Annotated in this window: 18 protein-coding genes; 14 read left to right on the top strand and 4 right to left on the bottom strand. The window is 68.5% G+C overall.

Annotation, left to right across the window (positions count from 1 at the left end; genetic code table 11):
* Positions 1 to 61: 61 nt before the first annotated feature.
* The 3 genes from HYU53_01590 to HYU53_01580 all read left to right on the top strand — a co-directional run bounded on the left by HYU53_01590 (position 62) and on the right by HYU53_01580 (position 1,918).
* The gene (locus HYU53_01590) at positions 62 to 1,081 is read left to right on the top strand and encodes a dihydrodipicolinate reductase (GenBank protein MBI2219882.1); all 1,020 of its coding nucleotides are present in this window, start codon (positions 62 to 64) and stop codon (positions 1,079 to 1,081) included.
* A gap of 83 nt (positions 1,082 to 1,164) precedes the next feature.
* Positions 1,165 to 1,653, top strand: coding sequence for an HAD-IA family hydrolase (locus HYU53_01585; GenBank protein ID MBI2219881.1), 489 nt, complete (start codon positions 1,165 to 1,167; stop codon positions 1,651 to 1,653).
* Between the two features lie 25 nt (positions 1,654 to 1,678).
* Positions 1,679 to 1,918, top strand: coding sequence for a hypothetical protein (locus HYU53_01580; GenBank protein MBI2219880.1), 240 nt, complete (start codon positions 1,679 to 1,681; stop codon positions 1,916 to 1,918).
* 6 nt (positions 1,919 to 1,924) lie between these two features.
* Here HYU53_01580 and HYU53_01575 read toward each other — a convergent pair whose 3' ends face one another.
* Positions 1,925 to 2,701 (bottom strand): phosphatase PAP2 family protein, encoded by a 777-nt coding sequence (locus HYU53_01575; GenBank protein MBI2219879.1) that lies wholly within the window; start codon positions 2,699 to 2,701, stop codon positions 1,925 to 1,927.
* Between the two features lie 261 nt (positions 2,702 to 2,962).
* Between HYU53_01575 and HYU53_01570 the strand changes: the two genes are divergently transcribed.
* Together HYU53_01570 and HYU53_01565 are read left to right on the top strand one after the other, a co-directional pair.
* Positions 2,963 to 3,478 carry a DinB family protein gene (locus HYU53_01570; GenBank protein ID MBI2219878.1) on the top strand — a complete coding sequence of 172 codons (516 nt, stop codon included), beginning with the start codon at positions 2,963 to 2,965 and terminating at the stop codon, positions 3,476 to 3,478.
* Between the two features lie 8 nt (positions 3,479 to 3,486).
* Positions 3,487 to 3,966, top strand: coding sequence for a GNAT family N-acetyltransferase (locus tag HYU53_01565; protein MBI2219877.1), 480 nt, complete (start codon positions 3,487 to 3,489; stop codon positions 3,964 to 3,966).
* A gap of 63 nt (positions 3,967 to 4,029) precedes the next feature.
* Here the strand turns inward: HYU53_01565 and HYU53_01560 are convergent, their stop codons facing one another.
* On the bottom strand, positions 4,030 to 5,589 hold the full coding sequence (locus tag HYU53_01560) for a hypothetical protein (protein MBI2219876.1): 1,560 nt from the start codon (positions 5,587 to 5,589) through the stop codon (positions 4,030 to 4,032).
* A 157-nt stretch (positions 5,590 to 5,746) separates the two neighbouring features.
* Here HYU53_01560 and HYU53_01555 point away from each other — a divergent pair, with 157 nt between their 5' ends.
* The 5 genes from HYU53_01555 to HYU53_01535 all read left to right on the top strand — a co-directional run bounded on the left by HYU53_01555 (position 5,747) and on the right by HYU53_01535 (position 8,660).
* Positions 5,747 to 6,211 (top strand): Spy/CpxP family protein refolding chaperone, encoded by a 465-nt coding sequence (locus tag HYU53_01555; GenBank protein MBI2219875.1) that lies wholly within the window; start codon positions 5,747 to 5,749, stop codon positions 6,209 to 6,211.
* Positions 6,212 to 6,422: 211 nt separating this feature from the next.
* Positions 6,423 to 7,073, top strand: coding sequence for a hypothetical protein (locus tag HYU53_01550; protein MBI2219874.1), 651 nt, complete (start codon positions 6,423 to 6,425; stop codon positions 7,071 to 7,073).
* 102 nt (positions 7,074 to 7,175) lie between these two features.
* Entirely contained in the window at positions 7,176 to 7,715 is a 540-nt protein-coding gene (locus tag HYU53_01545; protein MBI2219873.1) for a sigma-70 family RNA polymerase sigma factor, read from the top strand.
* A 13-nt stretch (positions 7,716 to 7,728) separates the two neighbouring features.
* Positions 7,729 to 8,193: a zf-HC2 domain-containing protein gene (locus tag HYU53_01540; protein MBI2219872.1), complete on the top strand. Its 465-nt coding sequence runs from the start codon at positions 7,729 to 7,731 to the stop codon at positions 8,191 to 8,193.
* Positions 8,190 to 8,660 (top strand): hypothetical protein, encoded by a 471-nt coding sequence (locus tag HYU53_01535; protein ID MBI2219871.1) that lies wholly within the window; start codon positions 8,190 to 8,192, stop codon positions 8,658 to 8,660. Before HYU53_01540 ends, HYU53_01535 begins: the two co-directional genes overlap by 4 nt.
* A 2-nt stretch (positions 8,661 to 8,662) precedes the next feature.
* Here the strand turns inward: HYU53_01535 and HYU53_01530 are convergent, their stop codons facing one another.
* Both HYU53_01530 and HYU53_01525 read right to left on the bottom strand, forming a co-directional pair.
* Positions 8,663 to 9,310 carry a hypothetical protein gene (locus HYU53_01530; GenBank protein ID MBI2219870.1) on the bottom strand — a complete coding sequence of 216 codons (648 nt, stop codon included), beginning with the start codon at positions 9,308 to 9,310 and terminating at the stop codon, positions 8,663 to 8,665.
* 2 nt (positions 9,311 to 9,312) lie between these two features.
* Entirely contained in the window at positions 9,313 to 10,200 is an 888-nt protein-coding gene (locus HYU53_01525) for a PEGA domain-containing protein (protein ID MBI2219869.1), read from the bottom strand.
* Positions 10,201 to 10,360: 160 nt separating this feature from the next.
* Here HYU53_01525 and HYU53_01520 point away from each other — a divergent pair, with 160 nt between their 5' ends.
* The 4 genes from HYU53_01520 (at position 10,361) to HYU53_01505 (ending at position 13,848) form a co-directional block, all read left to right on the top strand.
* Positions 10,361 to 10,801 (top strand): hypothetical protein, encoded by a 441-nt coding sequence (locus HYU53_01520; protein ID MBI2219868.1) that lies wholly within the window; start codon positions 10,361 to 10,363, stop codon positions 10,799 to 10,801.
* Between the two features lie 5 nt (positions 10,802 to 10,806).
* Complete coding sequence (locus HYU53_01515) at positions 10,807 to 12,135, top strand: alkaline phosphatase family protein (protein ID MBI2219867.1); 1,329 nt, start codon at positions 10,807 to 10,809, stop codon at positions 12,133 to 12,135.
* Positions 12,136 to 12,235: 100 nt separating this feature from the next.
* Positions 12,236 to 12,592: a hypothetical protein gene (locus tag HYU53_01510; protein ID MBI2219866.1), complete on the top strand. Its 357-nt coding sequence runs from the start codon at positions 12,236 to 12,238 to the stop codon at positions 12,590 to 12,592.
* On the top strand, positions 12,589 to 13,848 hold the full coding sequence (locus HYU53_01505; protein MBI2219865.1) for a hypothetical protein: 1,260 nt from the start codon (positions 12,589 to 12,591) through the stop codon (positions 13,846 to 13,848). The genes HYU53_01510 and HYU53_01505 overlap by 4 nt, the downstream gene beginning before the upstream one ends.
* Positions 13,849 to 13,989: the final 141 nt, after the last annotated feature.

The following is a 13,989-nucleotide window of genomic DNA, read 5'->3' as shown; positions in this document are numbered from 1 at the left end:
CCACTGCCCACTGCCCGCGCATTATAATGGCGTGTTCATTCCGTTACAGGAGTCTTTCTCGATGGCATTCAAGAAGCTGCCGATTCGTGTGCTGCACTATGGTCTCGGCCCGATCGGGCAGGCGGTCGTGCGCCAGGTCGCCTCGCGCGACGGGTTCAAGATCGTGGGCGCGGTGGACATCGATCCCGCGAAGACCGGCCGCGACCTCGGCGAGGTGGCCGGCGTTGGGCGCCGGCTCAGGGTGAAGGTCGGCGCCGACGCCCGCAAAGCGATCAAGGCCGCGAAGCCCGACGTCGTCGTGCACTGTACGAACTCGTCGCTGAAGACCGTCTGGCCCCAGCTCGAAGGCATCCTCAGCCTGAAGGTGCCGGTGGTGTCGACCACCGAGGAGCTGTCGTATCCAGCAGGCGCGAACCTGAAGATCGCCCGCAAGATTCACGAGCTGGCGAAGAAGAAGAGGGTCGCGATCGTCGGCACCGGCGTCAACCCGGGCTTCGCCATGGACGCGCTGCCGATCGCGCTGACCGCGATCTGCGAGCGAGTGGATTCGATCCGCATCGACCGCATCCAGGACGCGCGAATCCGTCGCCTGCCGTTCCAGCAGAAGATCGGGTCCGGTCTCACGCGCGAACAGTTCCAGAAGAAGGTCGATGAGGGCACCGTCCGCCACGTGGGGCTCACCGAGTCGGTCAACATGATTGCCGACGCGATGGGATGGAAGCTCGATCGCGTGACCGACGAGATCCAGCCGAAGATCGCCGACCAGCCGGTGGCGAGCGAGTTCCTCGCCGTCGACCCCGGCTACGTGTGCGGCATCGTCCAGGATGGCTACGGGGTCAAGAACGGCAGGACCATCATCCATCTCCACATGGAGGCGTACCTCGGATCTCCCGAGACCTACGATTCGGTGACCATCGAGGGCTCGCCGCGCATCCAGCAGAAAGTGGGCGGGGGCTTCCACGGCGACGTCGCGACGGCGTCGATCGCGGTGAACTCGATCCCGAAGGTGCTGGTCGCCTCGCCGGGGTTGCACACGATGCGCAGCCTGCCGCTGCCGTCCTACTTCGGCGGGAAGATCTGAAACGGCCGAAGCATCGATTCGATAATCCGCCCACGATCCACGCGACAAACGATCAGACGCGCGGATGGCTGTACTTCAACCTCGTGCTGGAAGGGGCGGGCATCGCCGCGTCCGACCGTACGGACGCGGCGCTCGAGGAGCTGAAGGTCTATCACACGCAGACCAACCTCTGGGAGGCGGTGACGCCCGGCGCGCGCGACGCCCTCGCGCTTCTCCGGGAGCAGGGGCTGACGTTGATCGTCACGTCGAACGCCAACGGGCGGCTTCATGCGCTGTTCGATCGCCTCGATCTCAGCCGGTTCTTCGACGTGATCGTGGATTCGTACCTCGAGCGCGTCGAGAAGCCGGACCCGCGCCTGTTCCGGATCGCCGCGGAGCGGGCCGGAGCGCGTCCGGAAGAAACCCTCCACGTGGGGGACCTGTACCACGTCGATGTTGCCGGTGCCCGCGCGGCCGGTATGTACCCGTTGCTGGTGGATGCCGCCGACCTCTACCGGGACGCCGACTGTCCTCGCGTCCGCGCGATATCGGATCTTCCTAAACTGCTGCGCTCGGGACACTTACGATTCTGAACGCCCCTTGAGGGGGGCACACGTTGTGCAGTCTGCGGTCGCCGCCGGGGCCTGTGCCTGCGAAATGTGCCCCAAGGGTGTAAGTTTGGGATCCGAGAATCGTATTCAAGAACTCAACCGCGAGTTGCGCGAGCTGGCGATCGCCACGCGGCGCGAGCGCGAGGAGTTCCGCGATTCGACGACGCGAAACCGGCGCGGCCGGTACGTTTCGCAGCCGCGTACGAAGGCCGACGACCAACCCGCCGATCGTAAGTCCGACGAATAGCCGCCCTCAGAGCAGCCACCAGACGGCGAGCGCGACGGCGTACCCGGCGAGCGCGTCCGCCGCATAGTGATACCGTCCGAATACCGCGCCTGCTGCAATCGCCGCGGCATTGAGCAGCATCCACGACACAACCGGCATCGGCGCGTCGAGCATCAGCAGCGCGACCGCAAGCGCCTCAGCCGCATGGCCGCTTGGAAACGTGTTCACTCCGATGCTGGCGGCGCCGAGCAGCGCCGTGTTCAGGCGGCGGACCGACGACCGCCAGGGCGCCCCGTCCTCGAGCGCCCTGGGTGGCCGCGTTTGAATCAGCGGCAACATCGTGAAACAGATGAAGTCGGTGATGAGAATCACCGTCCAGAATCGGTCCGGGTCCGGCCGCGGCGTCATCGTCAGGTGCAGCGCGAGCGCGACCGGGATGAGCGGGTAGACGCCGGCATACGCGATTTCGAGCAGTTCCGCGACCACGCGGGGCGCGCGCGCGGATCGACCGCGAATGTCGAGCGCCTGATCCAGCGCCATCAACCGCGCTTCCCAGCGGCGCGATGGAGACGTGAACAGCGCGCCGCTCGTCCAGTACGCCACGAGCAGCACGATCGGGGGCATCAACCAGTCGTGCGGGATCGTCCATGGTTCGACCATCGCCCACGCCCACACGCACAGGAGGCCGACGGCCGCCCCCGCCAGGACACGATTGCGGCGGCGAGGTCCCTGCGCGGCGGCGGTGGCCGCGCAGTAGACGAAAAACAGGACGCCGGCGACGAGCGCGGGAGCGGGCCGCATCACTCGGTAATGCGCAGGATACCCGCTCGCGGGCTCAGCCGGCGCCGGGCGCGGGCGTGTGCTATTCAGCCCTGAGTGTTTCCGAGGGATTCAGCCCCAGGATGCGCAGCGCAGGGACCGTGCTGGGATGGCCGTGAACGCGAAACCTGGGCTCTTGCGCAGGACACGCGTCGCGTACCGGAGATCCCGCCAGAGAACGTCTGCCATGCTGATTTCATCAGACGAGACGAAGGGGCGATTGGTCGACTTTACTAAGATATGGGGATGCCCGAGACCCACGACGCCCGCATCGCCCGGGCCACCGGCGATTTCGATCGTGCGATGGAGCGGTTCCTGGAACGCCTGTCCCGCGCCGGCGCGCGGGGCGAGGCGGTGCCGGGAGACGGGGACTGGAGCGCGGCGCAGATCGCCTGGCACGTGGCGCTGGTCAACGAGACGTTCGCCGGGCTGATCTCGGGCGCCATCAAGGGCCCGGTGCCCGCGGCCGCCGGCTTCGTCGAGCGCGACTGGGGCACGATTCGGAGCGGCGCGGCGCCAAAACTCAAGGCCCCGGCGCAGCTGCAGCCGCCGTCGCACGTGACGATGGCAGCGGCGATCGAAAAGCTGCAGGCGTCTGCAGAATCGATCCGGAGTGCGCTCGCCTCGCTCGCTCCGGAGCGCGGCGGCTACACGCTGAAGACATCCGCCGTCGGCGAGATCTCGGTCTACCAGATCGGGGAATGGGCGACCGTGCACGTCATTCGCCATAACGCGCAGGCCAAGCGCGTGCTGGGAGGTTGAGCTTTTCCATGTTCGCCATCCGCCGCGCCACCACCGCCGAGGAATTCGAGATCGCCCGGCAGCTCTTTCGCGAGTATCGGCGCGCGATCAGCCAGTTCGGCCCGGACATCTGCTTTCAGTCCTTCGATCGGGAGCTGGACGTTCTACCGGAAATGTACGGGCATCCGCGCGGCGCGCTCTTCCTCGCGACGCGATCCACCGACGGTGAGACGGTCGGCTGCGTCGGGTTGCGGGCCCTGGAGCCCGGCGTGTGCGAGATGAAGCGCCTCTACGTGCGCGAGTCGGCGCGCGGCCATGGCCTCGGACGCCACCTCGTGGACGCTCTGCTGGCGGAGGCCCGCAAGCTGGGGTACAACCGGATGCGGCTGGACACGCTCGAGCCGATGACGGCTGCGCGCGCCCTCTACGCGTCGCTCGGCTTCAGGGAGATCCCTCCCTACAACGAACATCCAGTCAACGGCACGTCGTTCCTCGAGCTGACGCTCTGAAGACACAAGCGGTGCACAGGTTCTGGGTGCTGGCCTTTCAGGTCCGCCGATGCAACCGCAGCTTCACGGGTCACCAATCCGTTCAAACACCCATGCCGGATCGTTCGGGTCCGGAAAACGGCCGACGCGCCGAAGCCTCGGGTGCAGCTCGAGCCGCTGCAGCGCGTCTGCGGCGCGCGCGGCGGGCATGTCGCGCTCGTGAACGACGATGTAACGCGCGCCCCGGCCGAGCAGGATGTCGATCCAGTGGCCCCCGGGGAACACCGAGATGTAGAAGAGCAGGGCGTTGTGCGAAATCGGGTAGTAGCCGCTGTAGCCGTTGAGGAGCGGCTGCCAGTGCACCGACGAGTAGTACTCGCGTTCGGCATCGCGGCCGGGAAGCTTGTCGATGAGCGGCATCGGCAGCTCCGCGACCGGCCCGCGCGGCTGCGTGGCGAGCCATCGGTACACGGTCCCCGGCGGCTCCACCGCTTCGAGCCGCACGGCGGTGCTGTACTCGACGAGCATGGCCGCGCCGAAGGCGAGCGCGATGGCGCGGCGCAGGCGCGACGACCCGATCGAGGAAAACAGCGATGCGGCGCCCATCGCCGCGAGCACCGCCAGCGCACACAGCACGACGGCGCCGAATCGGGCCGGCACGCGCAGCATCGTCACCAGATCGGACGCGCCGCGTATCGCGGGGAAGAACGGCGCGTTGGTGCCGAGCGACGCGGCGAAGGCGAAGGCCAGGATGGCCGCGTACACGAGGGCGCAGCGACGCGGCCGCAGCAGCGCGCCGACGACGAGCACGAGTGAGGCGAGCCCGGGAAAGAGGCGAAGCTCAGGGCCGCCGACGCCACTTGTGAGCGATCCGTATACACGGTTCTCGGGCGGGGCGGCGAGATAACTTGAAAGCGCGGCGCTGTAGCGCCCGGCCTCCGCCTCTTCGCGCGGGACAACCTCGTTGCGTATCGTCAGCAGCGGCTGCACGTACACGGCGACCGACAGCACGGCCGCTGCCGCGCCGAGCGCGAGGCCGGTGAGCGTGCGCGCCCGATCGCGATCCCGCCACCGCACCAGGAGCGGCCCCGCCAGCATCAGCGTCATCCCCAGGTACACCGCGTAATACAGGCACGAGAGCGCCTGCGCCATCACCACCAGGCCCGTACGCAGGCCGTCCACGAGCCTGCCGCGCTCGCACGCGCGGTGGAGCGCCAGGAGCGCGATCGGGATCCAGAAACCCCAGAGGATCTCCAGGTGGAAATAGTGCTCGAATCGATACGGGGCGAACGCGTAAATGATCCCCCCCAGACATCCCGCCGCCGGCGATCCTGTGAGCCGCGAGGCGAGCATCCACATCGCGACTCCCGACAGCACGAAGCTCAGCAGGATCAGCAGGTTGTATGTCGTGACCGCCTCAACTCCTGCCCAGAGCAGCGGAGCGGCGACGACGCCGGGCAGCAGGATCGGATCGGACAGCGCGAGCGCGAATCGCTGAGGGTAGAAAATGTTGCCCTCGAACAGCTCGGTGGGAGCGAGCGGCAGCTGGTGCGCGATCCACGCCAGCCGCCACATGCTGAAATACGAATCGAAGTGCGCGCCCACGTGCGTCCCCAGCTTCGCCGCCTGTGGCCAGGTCATCACGACGGTGAGCAGGGTAAAGACGAGTACAGCCAGCAGGGTTTCGCGCGCGCGGGACATCCGACCGAGCGTAACACGTAGGCGCGGGAATATTTACGGCGCGCCCCGAGTCTCATCCGGTAAGCGCCCTCACGGGCGGATGACTGAAAGGGGAAACGACATGAAGCTCGTTCAGACGTGGCGCGGCCGAATGCAGGCAGCGGCCCTCGCGGCGGTTGCCGTCGCGCTGGTCTCTGTCGGCGTATCAGCCCGTCAGCCGGACCAACAGCCTCGCGGTCCGCGCATGCGCGGCTCGATGCCGTTCGCACATCTCAATCTCAGCAACGAACAGCGCGAGCGCGTGAAGGCGATCGTCACCGAGACGCGCGAAAACCACGAGGCCACGCAGCAGGCGCTGCGTGCCGCGCACGGCGAGTTGCGGAAGGCGATCTTCGGCGCCGCAACGCCGGACGCGGGCCAGATCGAGGCGCTCACCACGCGCATCGCCGGACTCGAGTCTGACGCGCTTCGCGCCCGCGTGGCGACGCAGGTCAAGCTGGCGTCGGTGCTGACCGACGAGCAGCGCCAGCAGATGGCGACAATGGATCCTCCGCGTCGCGGCGGCGGTCGCGGCCGGATGCGCTGAACACGCTGTTCGAGCAGGCGATTGCGGCTGCGCGCGTTCTCCGACGGCCGCCGGCCCGACCGGCCGGCTCGTAACACTGGCGGCAGCCTCCAACAGGCCGGTTGCCGCCAGCCTTCACTCCCGCTGACGCCGCCGACGCGCGACGAACGCCCGCCGGCACGGGAATAGACTCGGCCGCGCCGCGGTCTGAAGTGACGAGGGCCAATCACGCATGAAAGCCATCGCGGTTCTTCTGGCCACGGCACTCGCCGGGCCGCTCATCCTGGCCTCTGAGGCGTCCGCACAGGGCGCGCCGGTCGATCTGACCGGGCGCTGGCGCCTGAACCCGGAACTCGGCGACGCCGCGCCGAAAGCGCCCGAACCCGGGGACAGCGCGCCGGACGAGGATCAAGGACAGGTCGGCCGTCGTGGCGGTCGGCCTGGCGGCAGGGGTGTTCCCGGTGTTGGCGGCGGGCGCGGCGGTGGCGGTGGCATGCGGGGCGACCGGCCGAATCCCGAGGACATGGCGAAGATGCGCGGCGCCATGCGCTTCGTGATGCAAGCGCCGGACGGGATGATCGTCACGCGTCACGACGACGAGCTGGTGTTTACCGCCGACAACGGCGACATCACTCGCGTGCTCGTGACAGGAACGACGATGAAGACCACCGCGGGCGGCGCCGAGCACGAGGTGAAAGCGACGTGCAGAGGCGGCGCCCTGATCATCGAATCCACGTTTGGGCCTGCGAAGGTGTCAGACACGTACCGGGTGAGCCCGGACGGGTCGCGGCTCGAGCGCGTCACCAGGGTGGAGGGGTCTCGCGGTCCGCGCGGCGCGGGTGAGCCAAAGCCACTCCGGCGCGTCTACGAGCGCGTGCGGTAGCGGATACGCATACACTGAAGGTCTCCGGAGTCTGTACACTTCGGGAGCCTTCACCGGTGCCGCTTGGCTGACTTTCTTTCCGGCGATCCTGACGCCCCTCTCGTGACGGCCGCGGCGGAAGGAGATGCGGACGCGTTCGAGGCGCTGGTGCGGCGCTACCAGGCGCGCATCATCGGCCTCGCGCGCGGCCAGACCGGCAAGGCCGCCGACGCCGAGGACCTGGCCCAGGAGGTGTTCGTGCGCGCCTACCGCTCGCTGGGAAAGTTTCGCGGCGAGAGCACGTTCCGGACCTGGCTCTACCGGATCGCGCTCAACGCGTCGCGCTCCCACCGCGCGCGCAGCGCCAGGCATCAGCCGGTGTGGGGTGACAGCGGCGCGGACGCCGTCACGCCGTTCGACCCGCCGGACGCAAATCCCGATGCGGAAACCACACTGGTGCGCCGCGACGCGATCGCGCGCGCGATGGGCGAGCTGCCGGACGATCTGCGCGAAGCCGTGACGCTGCGCGACGTGCACGGTCTCGACTACCGCGAGATTGCGGAGGCGACCGGCGTGCCGATGGGCACCGTGGAATCGCGAATCTTTCGCGCGCGGCAGCGCCTGCGGCGCGCGCTTGCGCCGCTGCTGAACGACGCCGGATGATGGAGGGCACACCATGGACGACCTGAAGGCCTGCGACCGGATGGTGCCGCTGATCGTGCGGCGCGCGGACGGCACGCTTGCCGCCTCCGATCGCGCGACGCTCGACGCGCACGCCGTGTCGTGCCCCGGGTGCCGCCAGGCCATCGCCGGCCAGTCGGCGATCGCGGCGCTCCTCGGCGAGCTGCCGATGGGGGAGGCGCCGCGGGACTTCGCCGCCCGCGTCCGCGCGCGCGTCGCCCCGGGCGGCGGCGTGCTGGATCTCCTCAACTGGCGCGCGTGGACGCTCCGGCTCGCGCCCGCGGCCGCGCTGCTCGCGCTCCTCGCGTGGCTGCCCTCACGGATATCCGTGACGGCAGCCAGCCCGATTGACGCGCTGGCTTCCGCCACCGCGCAGACCGACACCGAGGCGATGCTGGTCAGCTCCGAGACGAGCGGGGCCGACCTGCTCGCGGCGGCTTACGAGGAATACGTGCGATGAAGGATCTCACCACGCGTCGGATCTGGTTCGCGGTGTTCGTGCTTGCCGTGTTCTCGGTAGGGCTGACCGCGGGCATCGCCCTCGATCGGCACCTGATCTTCGCGCGCCGTCCTGCGTTCGCCCGCGGCGGCGGCCCGGGCCCCTTCGGCGGCCCAGGCCTCTTCGGCATCCGGCGCCCCAGCCCCACGGACATCGCGGATCGCCTGGCGCGCGAGCTGGATCTGAACGGGGATCAGGAGCGGAAGCTGAAAGAGATTCTCACCCGTGGCACCGAGCGGATGGAGGCGTTTCAATCCGGCAACCGCCGCCAGTTCGACGGATTGCGGCAGCAGCTCGATGCGGAGATTTCCGCCATCCTCACGCCGGAACAGCGCGCGAAGTTCGAGAAGCAACAGGAGAAACGGCGCCGCGAGCGCCCTCGACCGGGCGGAAGCGGCCCCGGCGTGCCGCCGGGGCCGCCACGCTGAGACTACGATCCCCCCAGGCCGAACTGCACCATCACGCTGCCCGTCGCGCCGTTCAGGCGATCGCCGAACCCGGATCGACCGCCGTCTCCGGTGAATCGATACCCGGCGCCCACGCCGAACCGGATCCGGTTCGTGGCCTTCCAGGTCACCGTCGCCTGCGGCTCGAACACGAAGAACGCGTCGGTCAGCTCCACGCGCGGGTCGCCGGGAAGCAACGGCATGTTCGTGTCGAACGATGGCCGCGCGCGGAATGGCGCCACATTCATCGTTGGCCAGTCGCGATGCCCGGTCAGCCCGGTGATCGTCGCCGTCCGCGTCGCTTCGCCGATACCGACCAGCCCCTTCACGCCGAATGCGATGCGCCGGTCCTGCGGCATCTGCATCCCGAGGACGACGCCGCCGTAGTGAAGGTCCCACTCTGACGCGCCGCTGGCGAGCCAGTAGAACGCGCCTCCGAGGTAGAACAGCTCCTCGCTGAGCCATCCGCCCGATACAACCGCGAGGTGGCCGGTGTCGCCGTCGAGCTCCGTGATCTTGTAATCAGGACCCGCGACGAACCGGCTGTACACGCGTTGCACGGTCGGCGCCTGCTGCGCCCCCGCCGTCGTGGCGGTCAGAAGAAGTGCGGCGATTGCCGCGATCGCGCGCATCGCTACTCCTCCCTCGATTGCAGCAGGACGTTGACCGGCGTCGTCTCGCCGCCGCGCACGTTCACTTCGGTGGTGTAGGTGTCGTAGCCGTCGCGCCGCAGCTCGATGCGGTGGCGCCCGGCCGGCACCTGGATCAGGATTTCTCCGTCATCATCCGCCGCGCCGCGCCACTCGGTGCCGTCCACCACCACGACCGCATCGGGCGGCTGCACACGGATGGCAATTGAGCCGAAGCGCGACTCGCGTGCCGGCCTGTCGCGATCGTCACGATCGCGACCGCGCGGCCGCGCCGGCGGCACGCGCCGGTCGTCCACGTACGGGTCGCGATCCCCGCGTTCCGGCGACAACTCCTCCACGCGCCTGGCGGCTTCGGGATCCGGCTTGGGCAGCGGCTCCTCGGGCGCGCCCGCCGCCAGCGGCTCCATGCGGTGCTTGATGTTGTACGTCGATCCGACCGGGACGTACAGCTTCTGCGTCACATTGCGATGCCCTGGGAGGTGCAGCACGATCTCGTGCCCGCCCGGCGCGACGCGCAGCCGCTGGAACGTTCCGTCGAAGTCGTCGACGATGCCGACGAAGTAGCCGTCCAGATACACCTGGGTGTGCCGCGGCTCCACCTGGATGCGCAGCGCCCCGGTGGCCGGCAGATAACGCCGGTACGGATATCCGTCGTACCACGGCCCGTACCAGTACGGCCACGGGCCATACCAGGGCGACCAGTACGAGTAGTACGGCCGGTGCGAGTAATAAGGTGTGACGTACACGTGGCCGTAGGCGGCCGTGCGCCGCACGCGCACGCCACGTCGCTGCGCGTGGGCGTCGCCGATCCACGTGCCGGTCAGGATCGCGACGAGCCCGGCGATGAGAGTTACCTGTCTGATGCGGGTCATACGTGCCTCCGAAAACAGGCCAACGGTACGGAGGGCAACGGTTGTGCCAAACGCCAGAGCTGGATTCAGGCTGCGATTCGCGAACGGCGCAGCAACAGGGAAGGGACACCTGTCCGCGGTACTGGACGGTGCCCGAGAGCTGTGCGCTATGCTGTCGCGCATGGCAACACAACGCCCGCAGACGTTCGCAAACCACGCGCGCATCGTGCCGCTGTACCACGGACTGACCTTCGGGCTGCTCCTGGTGAACCTGTTCTGGTGGGTTTACCGAGTGGTCACCGGTCTCTCAGGGGACGCGCTCGTCAGCCTGCTGCTGGCGATCGCCTTGATCGTCCTCTACTTGTTCACGCGCATCTTCGCGTTGACCGTGCAGAATCGGATCATTCGCCTGGAGATGCGGCTCCGGCTGCGCGAGGTGCTGCCCTCGCCGCTCGCCGCGCGCATTTCCGAGCTGTCTGTGCGGCAACTGATCGCGCTCCGCTTCGCCAGCGACGCGGAGCTTCCCGCCCTCTGCTCGAAGGTGCTCGACGATCGCATCACCGATCAGACAACCATCAAGAAGATGATCCGCGACTGGCAGGCGGATTACCTGAGGGTCTGAGCGCGATGCGACACGTCGTCCGTGCACTCTCCACGATCCTCCTGGTTGCCGTCACGGTCGGCTGCGCGAGCGCGCCGGCGCCCGCCCGCCCGGCGGGCGCAGCGGCCGCGCCCGCGCTGCCCGGACCGTCTCACGTCATCCTCGTGTCGTTCGACGGCCTCCGCGCCGACTATCTCGACCGCTACGCGCTGCCGGCATTCGAGCGCGCCATGCGCGAAGGTGCGCGGGCGAGCGCGCTCGTCCCGGTGTTCCCCACCAAGACGTTCCCGAATCACTACACGATCGTCACCGGCCTCTACACCGAGCACCACGGCATCGTCGCGAATGTGTTCTGGGATCCGGCGCGCCATGAAAGCTATGCGCTGGGAGATCAGAACGCGGTGACCGACGGCACGTGGTATCGCGGCGAGCCGATCTGGGCAACGGCCGTGAAACAGGGAGTGAAGGCGGCGTCGTTCTTCTGGCCGGGATCGGAAGCGGCGATCGGCGGCGTCCGTCCGACGTATTGGAAAACGTACGACGGCCGGATCCCGAACGCCGATCGCGTGGACGCCGTGCTCGAGTGGCTGCGGCTCCCGCCCGACACGCGCCCGCGCCTGGTGACCTTGTACTTCAGCGACGTTGACGGCGCCGCCCACCGCTCCGGTCCCTGGGCTCCCGAAGTGCGCGACGCGCTCTCGCGCGTGGACGCGTCGCTCGGCCGGCTGCTCGACGGGATCGAGACGCTGTCGATCCGCGACCAGGTGTACGTCGTGCTGGTGTCGGACCACGGCATGGCGGAATCGAGCCGCGACCGCACGGTCGCCCTCGAGACGCTCATCGACATGAAGGACATCATCGCGCTGGACGCCGGCCCCACCGCGAGCCTGCACGTGAGCGGCGGCCCCGAGCGTGCGCGGCAGGTGCGCGACGATTTGAACGCACGCCTGCGGCACGGCCGCGCGTACCTCCGCGAGGACGTGCCAGAGCGGCTGCACTATCGCGCCGATCCGCGGATCGGCGACCTCGTCGTCGTGATGGAAGAGCACTACATGGTGTCCGCGCGCGAGCGTGACGGAGAACGGTTCCCCGCCGGCATGCACGGATGGGATCCGGCGCTCCTTTCGATGCACGGCATCTTTCTCGTCACGGGACCCGGCATCCGCAAGGGAGCCAGGGTGGATGCCGTTGAGAACATCGACATCTATCCGTTTCTCGCCGAGCTGCTGGAGATCGAGCCGGCAGGAGAAATCGACGGAAGGCGGGGCCGGATCAGGAACGCCGTGAGCGAGCCCGCCGTCGCCACCCGGCCCACGCGGCGCCCGCGCATCCCAGCGATTCTCATGCGCCGGTAGTGTAGGCAGTCGTCGCGCCGGCGTGCTTGTAGGACGAACACCGACAACGCGGCTTTTGCTTGCGGCCGAGGTGTCCGGGGCCATATCCTCTTGCCCCTCGATGAAGCGCGTTCGGAAGAAGGTGAAGTACGCGGTCGGCCGGGGTGACGTGCGGCTCGCCGTCACGATCGGCTCGGGCCAGATCGGCTCCATCGCCGTATTTCGCGACGACGCCGAGCTGGCGGCCGGCGCGTCGATCCTGTCGGTGCCGCTCGGGCCGGGAGCGGCGCTCGTCGGATCCACCGTCACGATCGAGTCGTTCGTGCAGGATGTTCTCGCGACAACCAACCGCGTGTCGGTCGAGTACGTGCTGACCGGCGGCGCGGAGAAACTCACCATCGCGTCACGGGCGGCCGTCGCGAGCCACCTCGATGCGGCGCGCTTCACCACAACCGTGACGTTCGTGAAGCCGTCGTGAGCCGCAGCGCCTCGCTTCCGCCGTGCGCCTGCCTGCTGCTGTTCGGCCTCGCGGCGCCGGTTTCAGCTCAGGCGGTGGCGCCCGCGCCCGCACTGGACGACCTGAAGGCGCCCACCGCGGCCGCGATCACGCTCCTCGGCGTCTCGCCGAGCGCCATCGAACGTCCCGACAGCCCGCAGGCCTTCGTCGTCAACGTGGTTTCTCAGCTCGCAAAAGACGACGGGCTGCCGAAGAACTTCGGCGTGTTGCTGACGCCGTACTGGATGCGATGGCACCCGCGGCTCACGTTCGACTCGTACGCGAAGCCGACGTTTGCGCAGCGCCTTGCGCGCACCGTCGCGGTTTCGATCGCGTCGGCGGACTGGAAGGCGGGCGAGGGGAAAACGGCAGAGGACAGGGGCAGCCGCCTCGCGCTCGGCTTCAGCGCCACGGCGTTCCAGGGGGCGATGGATCCGAAGGGGCTCGAGCTTGCCAGGGAGCTCGCGGCCGCCTTGAGGGAACTTGGCGACGCGGTCATCGCGAAAGAGGAGGGGCCGGCGCTCAAGGCCATGCGCGCGCGCCGCCGCGAGCTGGCGCGTGCGCTCGCATCGGCGGCCTCGCCTGACGAGATCATCGCGGCGTGGCGCGCGCTCGACGATGCCGACGGTGCGTTGAACGCGCTCGTCGCAGCGGCCGACGAGGAGATCGCGCGGCTGGAGGTGAGACGGAAGAGCCTGGCGAGGGAGATCGAGCAGATCGATACGGACCGCTACGGCGCGCGCCTGGCGGTGGCGGGCGCCTGGTCGTGGGCGGTGCCGTCCGACGTCCTCGGACAGGCACGGTTCGATCGCGCGGCGTTCTGGATCACGCCGTCGTATCGTGTCCGCCTTGGCGGCGGCGATGTTGGAGATGCGGGCGAGGAGCAGGACGGCGTGGCCCGATCCGTCATCGAGCTGGTGGGCGTTGCGCGGTATCTTCGCGAAAGCGAATCGTCGATCGGTGTTTCGTCGCAGGCCTGGGATCTCGGCGGCCGTTTCGTCTGGCAGATCGGGGCGGACGTTGCGGTGTCCGCCGAAGCCGTGCGCCGCGCCTGGGAGGCGGGTGACCGCGAAGACACCTACCGCGCCGCGGGCATCTTCGAAGCGCGGCTGGGCAGAGGGCTGCACTTCTTCGCCGCGTTCGGCCGCGACTACGAGGAGAGGACCTCGCGCAGCACGCTGCTGTCGCTCGTGGGCGTCAACGTCGGCCTCGGCCCCAGGCCGCTGCTCACGTATTAACCTGAATAATTCATCACGGACTGCGATTCAGTAGAAATACAAACGCCCCCGCGTGGTACAAAGGCCGTGCTTATGGACCTTTCCCCACGACGGAGGCGTTTGCGTTGAGCGACGACACGATACCACAGACTGTTCTCTTTC

The sequence above is a fragment of the Acidobacteriota bacterium genome (genome assembly GCA_016184105.1).
Lineage (GTDB): Bacteria > Acidobacteriota > Vicinamibacteria > Vicinamibacterales > 2-12-FULL-66-21 > JACPDI01.
Note: the sequence above shows the minus strand (reverse complement) of the source record. Positions and strands in the feature narration are given on the sequence as shown.

Bases quoted from the DNA above. Each gene is read 5' to 3' on its own strand.
- HYU53_01590 (MBI2219882.1), top strand. From the start codon at position 62: ATGGCATTCAAGAAGCTGCCGATTCGTGTGCTGCACTATGGTCTCGGC.
- HYU53_01570 (MBI2219878.1), top strand. From the start codon at position 2,963: ATGCCCGAGACCCACGACGCCCGCATCGCCCGGGCCACCGGCGATTTC.
- HYU53_01565 (MBI2219877.1), top strand. From the start codon at position 3,487: ATGTTCGCCATCCGCCGCGCCACCACCGCCGAGGAATTCGAGATCGCC.
- HYU53_01555 (MBI2219875.1), top strand. From the start codon at position 5,747: ATGAAGCTCGTTCAGACGTGGCGCGGCCGAATGCAGGCAGCGGCCCTC.
- HYU53_01550 (MBI2219874.1), top strand. From the start codon at position 6,423: ATGAAAGCCATCGCGGTTCTTCTGGCCACGGCACTCGCCGGGCCGCTC.
- HYU53_01540 (MBI2219872.1), top strand. From the start codon at position 7,729: ATGGACGACCTGAAGGCCTGCGACCGGATGGTGCCGCTGATCGTGCGG.
- HYU53_01535 (MBI2219871.1), top strand. From the start codon at position 8,190: ATGAAGGATCTCACCACGCGTCGGATCTGGTTCGCGGTGTTCGTGCTT.
- HYU53_01530 (MBI2219870.1), bottom strand. From the start codon at position 9,310: ATGCGCGCGATCGCGGCAATCGCCGCACTTCTTCTGACCGCCACGACG.
- HYU53_01525 (MBI2219869.1), bottom strand. From the start codon at position 10,200: ATGACCCGCATCAGACAGGTAACTCTCATCGCCGGGCTCGTCGCGATC.
- HYU53_01520 (MBI2219868.1), top strand. From the start codon at position 10,361: ATGGCAACACAACGCCCGCAGACGTTCGCAAACCACGCGCGCATCGTG.
- HYU53_01515 (MBI2219867.1), top strand. From the start codon at position 10,807: ATGCGACACGTCGTCCGTGCACTCTCCACGATCCTCCTGGTTGCCGTC.
- HYU53_01510 (MBI2219866.1), top strand. From the start codon at position 12,236: ATGAAGCGCGTTCGGAAGAAGGTGAAGTACGCGGTCGGCCGGGGTGAC.